The sequence below is a fragment of the Spirulina major PCC 6313 genome, assembly GCF_001890765.1.
Classification (GTDB): Bacteria; Cyanobacteriota; Cyanobacteriia; order Cyanobacteriales; family Spirulinaceae; genus Spirulina; species Spirulina major.
Map to the genome: position 1 here is coordinate 3706787 of NZ_KV878783.1, position 13261 is coordinate 3720047.

A 13261-nucleotide genomic window follows, 5' to 3' on the forward strand; every position below is an offset into this window, starting at 1 on the left:
GTCGATCTTAAGCCTTGATTGTCCATCCCCCTTTTGCTCCTCCCCATTCTTAAACACGGTATTGGACTCCTGCTATTCTCCTGCTCCATCCTCCGCTGTCTCGGCTGCCGATGATCTCACCTGCCCCAGGGCGGCGATCGCCATTCGGCACGCCACCGCTGCTGACATCCCCCGCCTAGCTGAGGTACTCACCGACAGCTTTCACCCCCCGACCAGTGTGATGTTTTGGATGCAGCCCCTGATCCGCTTCGGCATTCAAGAAGATTTACGCGCTCGCTTCCGGGCAGATCTGCCCCAATATTGCTGTTTTGCGGCGGTGTCCCATCCCACGGAGCAAGTGATCGGTACGGTGGAAGTGTCCGTGCGCCCCCTCACCTGGCGACGCTATACCGTTGAATATCCCTACATTTCTAACCTGGCGGTGCATCCCCACTATCGACGGCGGGGGGTAGCGCGGCGCTTGCTGTTGGGCTGTGAACCGAAAGCGCGAGATTGGGGGTTTGAAGCCATTTATCTCCATGTGTTAAATCGCAACCAACCGGCACAGCAACTCTACCAAGGTTTGGGGTATCATATCGAGGACAGTGCCCCGAATTATGGGGGATGGGAGTGGTTTCAACCCCAGCGGTTGCTCCTGTACAAATCATTGCAATGTTCTGAGTAGATGGGGGTGCGTGGGGTATGTTACAGCTAGTCCTGAAGGGTTCTTTAGAGACCGATCGCGTTGGGTCTTTCTGTCCTTCTCTGGACATGGATCACTAAAATCCTGAACCGTTACCGGATTGGTGGGATTGACCATTTGTTTGACCCATGATGAATGCAACTCAGTCACCTCCGCCGTCTGATGCGATCGCTCAAGTTCTCACCGATTTGCGATCGCAAAAACTGCTCGTGGTGAATCAACGTCGCCGCAACGGTTTGATTATCTATAAGCAACATCACGCCGAATTTGCCGGGCCGGGGGCAGTGGTGGGCAGTGTGTTTGATACTGATGTGTTGAATGTGTTGCCGGTGGGCAATTGGTCTTTGTTGCCCCCGAAAGACCCCGAAGAACGCCAAAAAGCCTATTTAATGCGACGGCAATGGGTGAAACTGTTTAAACAGGTCACGGAAAACCCCATCCCCACCCAGCGCGTCCAAGCCATTCTCAATCAGTTTGAAAATTGGTTTGATGTGGAAACGGTGGCACAATTGCCCAATGAGGCGATCGCCGCCCTCGTGGGGGTTCTGCCCCAAACGGTGCATAAAGTTCGCAACCTCACGGAATGGTAAGTCTTCCCCCCATGAATAGCTATGAACTGCTGCGTCAAACCAATCGCATCCGGGTCAGTGACGGCGTGCTCCTGCCCGTGTTGCGGGACACGGAAACCGCTGCGCAAACCCTTGTGGTGATCTGGCCGCAACTGGGGGATTTTGACAGCCTTGAATACGCAACCTGGATTCAGCGCGATCGCGCCCATTTCCACCACGCCAACATTGCCGTGCGGGCCGTGGGCATTGGCGATCGCAACTCCGGCCAACGCTTCTGCGACTATACCGGCTTCCCCGCCGCCGAGCTTTTTGTCGATCCCGAAGCCCAACTCCACCGCGATCTCAACCTCTATCCCGGCTTAACTTTTAAAATTCCCGGCCTCTCCCCCGGCCAAAACGCCTGGCTGAATCTGCTGCTGATGTGCGCCGGGATTGGTAGTCCTGGCACGTTGCGGGAAGTGTGGCGCGGCTATTGGGGCGATCGCCACGGCCCCCAACTAATCCACGACGACGAACAGGTCAACGCGCCCCCCTTGCCCTCCTTTCGGGGGTCAGTCTTTAACCTAGCCGGGGGCAACGGCTTCCAGCGACCCTTTGAACTCGCCACCGTCCGCCTCCGCAACATGGTAGAGGTGCTCTCCCATTGGCGCACCTACGTCCCCGACTCCAGCTATCTCCCCCAGCGGGGCGCAACGTTTCTCTTTAACGCATCAGGAGAACTCGGCTACGAATATCGCGATCGCGGCATTTTGGGCTATGCCGCCGAAATGCGTCGCCCCCTCTCATTCTTGATCCCCACCCAAGGGCCAGCAGGGAATCGTTAGAATAATATCTCTCTGGCCAAACAACCCCAGCTAGACAGTCCCACTCAAAACGGTATCAACCCTTAATCGAACATCATGGTGGAAAAAATTCAAAAAACAGACCAAGAATGGCAAGCTCAACTCACCGCTGAACAGTTTAAAGTCACCCGCAAAAAAGGCACAGAACGAGCCTTCACGGGCCAATATCACAACAACAAAGCCAGCGGAACCTATAAATGCGTGTGCTGCGGCACACCCCTCTTTACCTCAGAGACTAAGTTTGACTCCGGAACGGGTTGGCCGAGCTTTTACGCGCCCATTACCGAAGATAATGTGGCCTATGAAAGCGATCGCACCCTGTTTATGGTCAGAACAGAAGTCCTCTGCGCCGCCTGCGATGCCCATCTCGGCCATGTGTTCAACGATGGCCCCCAACCCACCGGCAAACGTTACTGCATGAATTCCGCTGCCCTAGACTTTGAACCCCAAAGCTAGACCCGGTCAGCCCAACTCCCACGGAGATCCGTCCCACCCGCACCCCTGCCTTAAAACTCCCACTCCTCGCCGTCCGAGGCATCGGGAGTGTTTTTCGTGGGGTCACGGGGAGGGGGTGAACTTGGCTCCGGGTCTGGGGTGGCAGGTGGCGGCGTGATCACACGGTAGTTAGCATCATAAATGCCATCAGCGGGGCGATCGCGCTGGGTTGTGTCATTCCGTCGGGCTTCGGTGACGGGTTGCCGCGACTCACGGCGGGGCGTGGTGGGACGTTCCGGGGGGGACTCAATATCCCAATCATCCGCCTCACGTTCCCATTCCGGATCAAGGGGTGTTTCCCAATCCCCCTTGGCGGGGCGCGATCGCGAACGGCGCGGCGGCGGTTCTTCCACCCCAGCACGATAACGGGGCGCGACCGGAGGTTCAGGGGCCTTGACAATCGGCCGATAGCTGAGACCTTGGAGCAGAATACTGGTGATCAAGCCTGCCCCCAGGGCGAAGGCTAACCACAGGCCCAGAGGGAATGCGATCGTCGCCGTCCCAAACACCACCAACGGCAACGTCGGCGACCAATTCTGCACCACTACCATGGTCAATAGGCCAACTGCTGCTAAAAACACACCAATCCGCATGGGTTTTCTTCAATGCTTTGCCTTCCCAGTCTACCAAGACCCGCCACAATGCTTTGCCTAGGCCCGCAGGGTTCAGCCACTGCTCACGCATCACCCTCGTTGCAAGCCTGACTCACTCCTGCCCTGCCTGGAATCCTCTGTAATCAATCCGCCATCTGGTGTTGATTGCGGCCGCCGTTTTTGGCGCAATACATGGCGTGGTCGGCTTTATTGATCAGAACTTCTTCCGTCTCGCCATCTTTGGGAAATAAGCTGCTGCCAATACTCACGGTGACCCCCACTTCATGGTCTTCTAATTGGTAAGGCTGGGCGAGGGTGCTGATAATTTTTTCACTCACAATGCCCGTATCATTGTGCTTTTTAATCCCTGGGAGAATGACAGTGAATTCATCTCCCCCCAGGCGGGCGACGATATCACTGTCCCGCAGGCAATGGGTGATCCGTTTGGCGACGGCCTGAAGCAGTAAATCTCCCACATGATGGCCGAGGGAATCATTAACGGCTTTGAATCCATCGAGGTCGAGGTAGAGTAAGCCCACTAATTTACCGTTGTCGCGCCCCCAGTTGAGAGAGGCTTTGAGGCTTTCAAAGAACGATTTGCGGTTGGCGAGGCCGGTGAGGGAGTCGTAATAGGCGAGGCGTTGTAAGTGGGTCTGGGTTTTTTGGAGTTCGCTGTTGGAGCGGGTGAGTTCGGCGGTGGTGCGGCGCAGTTCTTCTTCAATCCGTTTGCGTTCGGTGATGTCGTGGATGACCCCGACGAGGAAGACGTTACCGGCAGCATCTTTATGGAGCGATCGCTTCGTCGCACTGAGGTAGGTAAGGCCATCGCTGCTGGTGTATTTTTCTTCCGTTTCGCGGGGGGTTTGATGTTCAAAAACCCAGGCCTCTTCCTGGTTAAACTGTTCCGACTCCACAGCGGTGAAAATTTCGCTATTGGTTTTCCCCAAAATTTGGCTGCGTTCATAGCCGCTGAAGTCACAAAAGGCTTGGTTAAAAATCATCCAGCGGTGGGTAGGGTCTTTGACAAAAATGGGGTCGGGAATGTTGTCGATAATGGAGCGGAGAAATTCGGTGGAGCGTTTGAATTCCTCTTCTTGGTAGGCGAGATAGCTCGTGAGGATAATCGCTGCACTGCCCATGCCGAGGAGGGGCGGCACAAGGGGAAGCCACCACCCCACGAGCAACGCCCCGTAGACGATGCTACCGAGCAGGGTGGCAGACCCCAGCAACAGGGTGGTATGGCCGAGGGGCGATCGCACTTTCCAGACAATCCCCCCACCAACCCCAGCCCACAGTAAGATCCAAAGCCATTCCGCTTCACCCCACCCAAATCGAATCAGCGATCGCCCATCGAGTTCGGCGCTGATCATTTGACTGATGAAATTGGCATGAAACTCCACCCCGGAAAATTGGGTGGGGGCTTGGAAAAGCTCGGCACTGTAGGGGCCGTTGAAATAGTCTTTAACACTGTTGGCGGTGTAGCCAATCAGAATAATGCGATCGCGCATCTGCTCCGCTGGCACGGCCCCCGTCATCACCTCCTCCATCGTGACGGTCTTGAACTGCGCCGGATTGCGGGGATTCACTACCACCTGATAACCCTGGGCATCGGCCCGCACATAGGGGCCATGGTTTGGCTCAAACCAATACACCGTCTGCTCACCCAGCCGACCCGGCGACAGGGCCGGTTGTCGTCCCCAACGGCGTTGTTCTGGCCCAGCGAGTAACCCTTCCCCCTGATTCGCCGCGAGATAGGCCTCGGCCACCCGCACCGAAAAACTCGTTTTGGCCTCGCCGTCTAGGTGCCAAAAGAAAATGCTGCGGCGAATCACCCCATCAGCATCAATCACCACGTTATTAAACCCCACCTGCTCCGGGGTGGCGGCGGGCGGGGGGTCAATGCCGATCTTCTCGTCGTCTTCGAGTTGCTCAATCACCACCAAATTCGGGAGGCGCTGGATGGTGTTCATCAGGCGATCGTGGCCCGGCTCCCGTGCTTCGCCCCGATAAATATCCAGGCCAATGACATTGGGCTGGGCGGCGGCAATGATGTCGAGCAGCGTCGCCACATCACCATCGGAAAGGGGATAGTCATATTTTTGCAGGTCGGATTCTTCCACCTTGACAATCATGATCCGATCTTCAGGGGCGGTGGCGGGGGGGCGCGATCGCACCAAGGCATCCCACACGGCCCATTCCCAGCCTTGCAAAATCCCCGTCCAACGTATCCCAATCACCAACAGGGTCACACTGCCGACAATCACAAACAGGCTCTGTTGTCGAAGGAGCCGAGAGGTAAACCGACGCAAAGGCTTCAGCATAGCAATGTCAAGATCGGAATGATCTATGGTGGGTTAATCGCGATCGCACCCCAAAATCCCCCATGGGACTACCGTATTGATCGTCAACAATGCACCCCGATCAGGGCATTCGATACTTAAAGTCCTGAGAGCCGGTGTATCCCGTCAGTGTCGCTAACTCTTCGAGGGGGCGGACTCCTGGATACAGGGTATCGTTAATCTTCCAAGCTGGATAACCTGTCACCCCATCGGCATCACATTTCGTCGGTTCTGGTTCAACCTGCGTGGCATCTTCGGCACATTCCACATAGGTCACCGCCGCAAAGGCTTCCTTCCCAAACAGCAGTTTTTGGTCAAAACAATGGGGACACCAATACGCCCCATACATCACAGCCCCCTGCTCGGTTAAATAGGCAGCAAATTCCTGTTCTGCCGGGCCAGAGGTGGTGCTAATCTCCCAGCCCACACCCGGTTCTGGTTGTTCTATAATCGCCGGGATGGTTTGCTTGGCCCCGGCTACGGCGGGACGATTCAGGTGCGAATAAATCCCCAAGGTCACCACTAGGGTCATCAACGCCGCGATGATTGCTGTGGTGATCAGTTGGCCCATATCGTCCCAATCGTGACCGAAGAGAGTGAAGCCGAACAGACTGAGGGAAAAGAGGGCCGAACCGATGCAGTAGTAGCAGGTCATTTGCAGCTTGAAAAACAAGACATACATCAGATAGCCACTAAAGACCATCATCGAGGTTGCCCCGACGAGGAGAAATAACCAAGTCCACTGCTCCACGCTTTCGCGGAATTTGGCCTTTTGGTCGGCATTAATCGCGTAGGGGAGGAGGGACGCGCTGCCCATGCTCAGATAGGCTAGGGCCCCAAAGAGGGACAGGGGCAAGCCGAAGACGGTGGCATAGGGGCTATCCAGGACACTGTTACAGCCTTGGGCGGATGCGGTGAAGTCTGCGGTGGAACAGATCACTGCGCCGCCGGTGAGCTTGGTGATAGTGAGATAAGCGGTTAAGCAAAAGCCCACGGTGGCGATCGCACCAATGATGAACCGTGACCATTTATGAATCCAAGGTTGAGAACGTTTACGCCGCATAGTGAAGTTGTGAACGGTGGAACATCAATAACGAGAGGTGTGGATGCCCTCTCTAGGGTATGGCTCACGGTTGACGAACCGATGACACGGATATGACAGTTTGAACGGTGCTGAGAATTGGGATTTTGTTGTTTAGTGTAGTGTGTTCGAGGCCTGGCTTGGGCTTAATTCAGGCCTGGCATAAAGTAGCGAAAGGCTTGTGATCCGGAGTAACCGGAGAGTTCGGCGAGTTCATCAAGACGGTGAATCCCCGCATAGAGTTCGCCATGGATTTCCCAAGTGGGATAGGACTCAAGACCGGCGGCGCGGCAGGTGTCCGGCTGGGCATTTTGGCCCCCTTCGGCACATTCAATGTAGGGAATTTGGGCAAAGGCGCGATCGCCAAACAGGAGCTTCTGTTCGCTGCAATGGGGACACCAGTACGCCCCGTACATTTTGGCCCCGGTGGCCTGGAGGTGTTGGGCGAGGGCAATTTCATCCGGGCCCGATTGGGTGACGATCTCCCAACCTTTACCGGGTTGGGGGCGAGTTTTTAAACTGGGGATCGCTTGGTGATCGCCGGCGAAAGCCACCGCCGGAGCGGGTTGATCCTGGGCGTAGGCTCCCAGGGTGGCCACCAGGGTTAACACCACGACAATCACCGCCGTTGAAAGTACCGAGCCGAAATCTTCCCCCTCCTGCCCCGCCAAACTCAGGCCGGCGAGGGTAAAGGAAAAGAGGGCCGAAGTGAGGCAATAGGGACAAAAACTATGGAGTTCAAATGTGAGCACACTGAGGAGATAGCCGCTCATCGTGGCCATAATCAGGGAGCCAATCAGCAACAGGGGCCAAGTTTTTCCCTCGATGCTGCGCCGTAAACTGCGTTTCTCGTCGGGGTCAATGGCTAAGGGCAGTCCAGCGGCGATCGCCATGCTCCCATAGGCCACACACCCATAGGCACTGAGGGGCACACCAAACAGGCGACCATAGGCACTGTTGAGCACATCATTACAGTCACTGCCGTTGGCGGTGACGGGACAGAGGAGGGTTTGGCCCGTGAGTTCTGCCCAGGTGAGATAGGCGGTGAGGAGGATGCCCAAGACCGCGATCGCGAGCATCAGGGGACGAGACCAGCGGGAAAGCCAAGATTCAGTCATGATCAAGATCTATGGAAATGCAACCAACAGCCTAGCTAATTTAAACCACTCTTAGGGCGCAATTTTCAGGGGAGTAGAGGCGATCGCCGTCTCAATCACCGGTTCCCGCGCCGCTTCCACAAACCCCTGCACCCGAATCGGATCGATCGGCTCATGAATCTGGCCGTGACGCTTCAGGGAACTGGCCACAATCACCCCATCCGCCGCCTGCATCAAGGTCGCCACATTATCCCAATCCGCCCCACTGCCGATTAACACCGGCGTGCCCTTCGCCGCGTTGGCCGCCAATTCCAAATCCTCCAAATTCGGCGGACTGCCCGTAGACCAACCGGAGAGAATCACCGCATCGGCCAAGCCCCGCTCGATCGTGTCCTGCACCGCCGTGGTGAGATTGGGCATTCCCAGAGGCCGGGCGTGCTTCACCAACACATCGGCAAAAATCGCCACCTCACTACCCAATTCCCGCCGATAGCGCAGCAGTTCATGGGCGTTGCCTTCGATAATGCCTTGATCTGTCGCCATCACCCCCGTCAACACATTGACGCGAATAAACGGGCATTGGCACACCGTCGCGATCGCCATGCCACTACGAGCATCATTGCGCAACACATTGATCCCCACCGGTACCATCACCAAATTCATGATTTGCTGCACCACCAGGGTCATCGCACTCACCACCGCCGGATCAACGTGATCCTTGGCAAAGGGAGCATCAAAAAAATTCTCGACAATAATGCCATCCACCCCACCCGCTGCCAAGGCGGTCGCCTCCTGTTCCGCACGGGCGATCACGGCTTTGAGATCACCATTCCAGCGGGGTGAACTGGGGAGGGGGAGCAGGTGAACCACGCCAATAATGGGATGAGGGGTAGAAAAGATCTGTTTTAAATCCACGTCCGTTTTGTCACTCGCCGCTAACGTACAAAGGGGTCATGCTGTTTCCCGATTGGGAAGAGCAGCCAGCGATCGCCACGCCAATCAGCGTAACCACACCGCCAAGGGAACACCAAGAGAAATAATCTCATCCAGATGATTTTATCGAGCCAGGGGATGATCGCAAATCCACAAACCCTCCCTGAAATATTCTATGCTTTCAATGGGCAGTCCATCAAAAGCATTGGATGGCCACCCCGATTTACCCCCCAATCCACCACCACGCACGTCACATTCAGTATGGGCCCCAAGCCAACCATTGCCATCTCTCATCTCGGCTGCGAAAAAAATCGGATTGATTCCGAACATATGCTCGGTCTCCTGGCTCAATCCGGGTATACCGTCGATGCCAACGAAGGCCTCGCCGACTACGTCATTGTCAACACCTGTAGCTTTATCCAGGCGGCGCGGGAAGAGTCCGTGCGCACCCTCGTTGAACTGGCCGAAGCGGATAAAAAAATTGTGATCACGGGCTGCATGGCCCAGCATTTCCAAACCGAACTTTTAGCAGAATTGCCCGAAGCAGTTGCAGTGGTGGGCAGTGCCGACTACCATAAGATAGTTGATGTTATTGAGCGAGTAGAATCTGGCGAACGGGTCACGGAGGTTTCCCAAGAGCCAACCTACATTGCTGACGAAACCACGCCCCGCTACCGCACTACAACCGAGGGAGTTGCGTATTTACGGGTTGCCGAAGGGTGTGACTATCGCTGCGCATTTTGTATTATTCCGCACCTGCGCGGCAACCAGCGATCGCGTTCAATTGAATCTATCGTCACTGAGGCGAAAGTTCTTGCCGATCAAGGCGTACAGGAGTTAATTTTAATCTCTCAAATCACGACCAATTACGGAACAGACATCTACGGCGAACCCAAACTTGCAGAATTATTGCAAGCGTTGGGAAATGTCGATGTGCCGTGGATTCGGATGCACTATGCCTATCCCACGGGTCTGACTCCCAAAGTCGTGGCCGCGATGCAAGCAACTCCTAACGTTCTGCCCTATTTAGACTTGCCCCTCCAACATTCCCACCCGGAAATTTTGCGGGCAATGAATCGGCCCTGGCAAGGGCGCATTAATGACGAAATTATGACCCGGCTGAAAACCGCCTTACCCAATGCGGTAATGCGCACCACCTTTATTGTTGGGTTTCCCGGTGAAACGGAGAGCCATTTTCAACACCTGTGCGAGTTTGTTGAACGCCATGAATTTGATCATGTGGGCGTTTTCACCTTCTCCCCGGAAGCAGAAACACCGGCGTATCATCTCCAAGACCAAGTCCCCCAAGACGTAATGGATGACCGACGCGATCGCCTGATGGCGATTCAGCAACCGATTGCTGCGCGTCGCAACCAAGCTGAAATTGGCAAAACTGTACCGGTCTTAATCGAACAAGAACATCCTGAGACCAATCTGTATATTGGGCGATCGCCCCGGTTTGCCCCGGAGGTTGATGGTCTTGTCTATGTCAACGGAGCCGCTCAGTTGGGACAAATTATCCCCGTCCACATCACCGATGCGGACATCTACGACCTCCACGGCACAGTCCGCTAAGCAAGCTGTGCCGGCCTTGATTGCACCTCCCTCCTTGACCCATGGGCGATCGCGTTACCGAATGCTGACCTCACCCATTCACAAATCAGGTTAAGTTTTTTAAACTAGACGGAAACCAAAGTAAGAATACTTATGACAATTTCTTTTGCAAGTCTTGGACTGTCAGAGCGTTGTGTTGAGCAACTCTCCGAGATCGGGTTTGAAACCCCCACGGACATTCAAGCACAAGCGATCCCCCAAATCTTGGCGGGCCGTGATGTGGTGGGTCAGTCCCAGACTGGAACCGGAAAAACCGCAGCCTATTCGCTGCCGGTGCTCGAACACATCGATCCGCAAGACGGAACAGTCCAAGCCTTGATTTTGGCCCCCACGCGGGAATTGGCTCAACAAGTCGCCCAAGCCGTAACAGATTTTGCAGTGAGTCGTCGTGTTCACGTCCTCACTGTCTGTGGGGGTCAATCCATCGAACGACAAATTCGGAGCCTGCAACGCGGTGCTCAGATTGTCGTCGGTACGCCTGGCCGGGTCATTGATCTGCTCGATCGCCAAAAGCTCAAGCTCGATACCCTCAAGTGGGTCGTCCTTGACGAAGCCGATGAAATGCTCAGTATGGGCTTCATTGATGATGTGATCAAGATCATGAAAAGCACCCCAGACACCCGAAAAACGGCGTGTTTCTCGGCCACCATGCCCCGTGCCATTCAAGATTTGGTGCAAAAATTCCTCAAATCCCCCGCCACCGTCACGGTCAAGCAGACCAATGAAGCTCCGATGCGGATTGAGCAACGGGTCTACATGATTCCCCGCAGTTGGACGAAAATTAAGGCGCTCCAACCGATTCTGGAAATTGAACAGCCAGAACGGGGCATTATTTTCGTGCGGACGAAGCGATCGGCGGCGGAAATCACTGTCAAGCTCCAAGGGGCTGGGTTGACCGTCGATGAATACCACGGTGACCTAAGCCAAGTGCAGCGGGAACGGTTGGTGCAACGCTTCCGGAATGGTCAGGTGCAGTTGGTGGTAGCCACGGATATCGCCGCGCGCGGCTTGGATGTGGAAGACCTCAGCCATGTGATTAACTACGATCTGCCCGATAGTGCGGAAACCTATATTCACCGCATTGGCCGCACGGGCCGAGCTGGGAAGACGGGGAAAGCGATTTCCTTGATTCAACCGATGGATCGTCACCTCCTGTCACGGATTGAGCGCCGTTTGAAACAGCGGATCGAAACGTCCCAGATTCCGACGCGATCGCTCGTTGAAGCGCGTCGCTTAGAGAAACTGAAATCCACCCTCCAAGAAACCTTGTCTGGTGAGCGGATTGCGTCGTTCTTGCCGACGGTGAAGGAGTTGAGCGCGGAATATGATCCCCAAGCGATCGCCGCTGCTGCTCTTCAAATGGTCTACGACCAATCCTGCCCGGCCTGGATGAAAACCGATTGGGATGTCCCCACGGACGACGGCGTGCAAAAACCGATTAAACGCGGTGGTGGTGGCGGTGGTGCCAATAAAGGGCGATCGCGCCGGCCCTACTCTGAAGGGAGTCGGTCGAAAAAACCCACCCAATGGTCTGGCAATCGGAAACGATCCCATGCGGCGCAATAAGATCGCCAAGATCGCCTAAAAAAGCGAGAAAATAAAAAAAGATGGGATAATAATGATCCCATCTTTTTTTTGTTAATCTGAATTCCTCAGAGGCTCACCGTGGTTTTAAGTCCTTCTGCCCCCGCGATTATTGACCCCTCACGCCATCAAGGGTGGCCGGGTCTGATCCGCCATTATCAAGAATTTCTCCCCGTCAGCGAGACAACGCCGGTGGTCACCCTTCACGAAGGGAATACCCCCTTGATTCCGATCCCGACGATCGCCGCAGAAATCGGTCGTCATGTCGCTGTCTACGCTAAATATGATGGTCTCAACCCCACCGGCAGTTTTAAAGACCGGGGCATGACGATGGCGGTGTCCAAAGCGAAAGAAGCGGGCGATCGCGCCGTCATTTGTGCCAGTACCGGAAACACCTCCGCAGCGGCAGCGGCCTATGCCTGCCGAGCGGGAATGAAAGCCTATGTCTTAATCCCCGATGGCTATGTGGCACTGGGTAAACTGGCGCAAGCCCTGCTATATGGGGCAGACGTGATCGCCATTGATGGTAATTTTGATGACTGTCTCACCCTAGTGCGGCAGTTGGCGGATCACTACCCCGTCACCTTGGTGAATTCCCTCAACCCCTACCGTCTCCAAGGCCAGAAAACCGCAGCCTTTGAGGTGGTGGATGCCCTGGGGGATGCTCCGGATTGGCTCTGTATCCCGATGGGAAATGCGGGCAATATTACCGCCTATTGGATGGGATTTTGTGAATATCACCAACGGGGCAAGAGTGGGCGCTTGCCGAGAATGATGGGGTTTCAGGCGGCGGGGGCGGCTCCGATGGTCACCGGTCACCTGTGCTCCGATCCCCAAACGGTGGCGACGGCGATCCGGATTGGGAATCCGGCGAATTGGGAAAAAGCGATCGCCGTTCAGGAAGCCTCCCAAGGGGACTTTAACGCCGTCACCGATGACGAAATTCTCCACGCCTATCGCCTCCTTGCGGGTCAAGAGGGGATTTTCTGCGAACCGGCCAGCGCCGCCTCCGTGGCGGGCCTGCTCCAATGCAAAGACCAAGTGCCCGACGGTGCGACGGTGGTTTGTGTGCTGACGGGGAACGGCTTAAAAGATCCCGATACGGCGATTCAAGCCAGCACCAACCAAGCCCACACCGGGATCGCCAATGATCTGAATACCGTGGCGCAGGTAATGGGGATGGCCTAAGCCCTCATCCCCGGCTCTGCTTCGATGAGGCTACTGCTGATCCACAACGTTCTAACGTTGACCTCGCCTGCGTTTAATCCCCCTCTGTAGTCAAGGCAGCGAGCTAGAAGCTCGCACGACAGAGGATTCCATGTAGGGGAGTTTGAGTCTCTGGCTCACTCATGCCCCCTCCAGATTCGTCACTTGGGTTATGTCTCAGCAGTAGCCCCCAAGGAGAAGGGAGTCTTAAGCCCTCTCCGGGGGG

General features: G+C 55.6%; 12 protein-coding genes. 7 read left to right on the forward strand and 5 right to left on the reverse strand.

What is annotated here, in order from left to right:
• Positions 1 to 61: 61 nt before the first annotated feature.
• The 4 genes from SPI6313_RS16425 (at position 62) to msrB (ending at position 2549) form a co-directional block, all read left to right on the forward strand.
• Complete coding sequence (locus tag SPI6313_RS16425; protein WP_072623192.1) at positions 62 to 664, forward strand: GNAT family N-acetyltransferase; 603 nt, start codon at positions 62 to 64, stop codon at positions 662 to 664.
• A gap of 146 nt (positions 665 to 810) precedes the next feature.
• On the forward strand, positions 811 to 1272 hold the full coding sequence (locus SPI6313_RS16430; protein ID WP_217650636.1) for a hypothetical protein: 462 nt from the start codon (positions 811 to 813) through the stop codon (positions 1270 to 1272).
• Positions 1273 to 1283: 11 nt separating this feature from the next.
• Positions 1284 to 2075: a peroxiredoxin-like family protein gene (locus tag SPI6313_RS16435; protein WP_072621967.1), complete on the forward strand. Its 792-nt coding sequence runs from the start codon at positions 1284 to 1286 to the stop codon at positions 2073 to 2075.
• Positions 2076 to 2150: 75 nt separating this feature from the next.
• Positions 2151 to 2549, forward strand: coding sequence for a peptide-methionine (R)-S-oxide reductase MsrB (gene msrB / locus SPI6313_RS16440; protein WP_072621968.1), 399 nt, complete (start codon positions 2151 to 2153; stop codon positions 2547 to 2549).
• Between the two features lie 50 nt (positions 2550 to 2599).
• On the opposite strand, the gene SPI6313_RS16445 is transcribed toward msrB, so the two are convergent.
• The 5 genes from SPI6313_RS16445 to btpA form a co-directional block, all read right to left on the reverse strand.
• Complete coding sequence (locus SPI6313_RS16445) at positions 2600 to 3181, reverse strand: LapA family protein (RefSeq protein WP_072621969.1); 582 nt, start codon at positions 3179 to 3181, stop codon at positions 2600 to 2602.
• Between the two features lie 143 nt (positions 3182 to 3324).
• Entirely contained in the window at positions 3325 to 5502 is a 2178-nt protein-coding gene (locus tag SPI6313_RS16450) for a CHASE2 domain-containing protein (RefSeq protein WP_072621970.1), read from the reverse strand.
• Between the two features lie 100 nt (positions 5503 to 5602).
• Positions 5603 to 6583: a vitamin K epoxide reductase family protein gene (locus SPI6313_RS16455; protein ID WP_072621971.1), complete on the reverse strand. Its 981-nt coding sequence runs from the start codon at positions 6581 to 6583 to the stop codon at positions 5603 to 5605.
• 164 nt (positions 6584 to 6747) lie between these two features.
• Positions 6748 to 7719 carry a vitamin K epoxide reductase family protein gene (locus SPI6313_RS16460; RefSeq protein WP_072621972.1) on the reverse strand — a complete coding sequence of 324 codons (972 nt, stop codon included), beginning with the start codon at positions 7717 to 7719 and terminating at the stop codon, positions 6748 to 6750.
• 51 nt (positions 7720 to 7770) lie between these two features.
• Positions 7771 to 8613: a photosystem I biogenesis protein BtpA gene (gene btpA / locus SPI6313_RS16465; RefSeq protein WP_072621973.1), complete on the reverse strand. Its 843-nt coding sequence runs from the start codon at positions 8611 to 8613 to the stop codon at positions 7771 to 7773.
• A 279-nt stretch (positions 8614 to 8892) separates the two neighbouring features.
• Here btpA and rimO point away from each other — a divergent pair, with 279 nt between their 5' ends.
• The 3 genes from rimO to thrC all read left to right on the forward strand — a co-directional run bounded on the left by rimO (position 8893) and on the right by thrC (position 13017).
• Positions 8893 to 10206 carry a 30S ribosomal protein S12 methylthiotransferase RimO gene (gene rimO / locus SPI6313_RS16470; RefSeq protein ID WP_072623193.1) on the forward strand — a complete coding sequence of 438 codons (1314 nt, stop codon included), beginning with the start codon at positions 8893 to 8895 and terminating at the stop codon, positions 10204 to 10206.
• Positions 10207 to 10338: 132 nt separating this feature from the next.
• Positions 10339 to 11811 (forward strand): DEAD/DEAH box helicase, encoded by a 1473-nt coding sequence (locus SPI6313_RS16475; protein ID WP_072621974.1) that lies wholly within the window; start codon positions 10339 to 10341, stop codon positions 11809 to 11811.
• A gap of 99 nt (positions 11812 to 11910) precedes the next feature.
• Positions 11911 to 13017 carry a threonine synthase gene (gene thrC, locus SPI6313_RS16480; protein ID WP_245788833.1) on the forward strand — a complete coding sequence of 369 codons (1107 nt, stop codon included), beginning with the start codon at positions 11911 to 11913 and terminating at the stop codon, positions 13015 to 13017.
• The last annotated feature ends 244 nt before the right edge of the window (positions 13018 to 13261 follow it).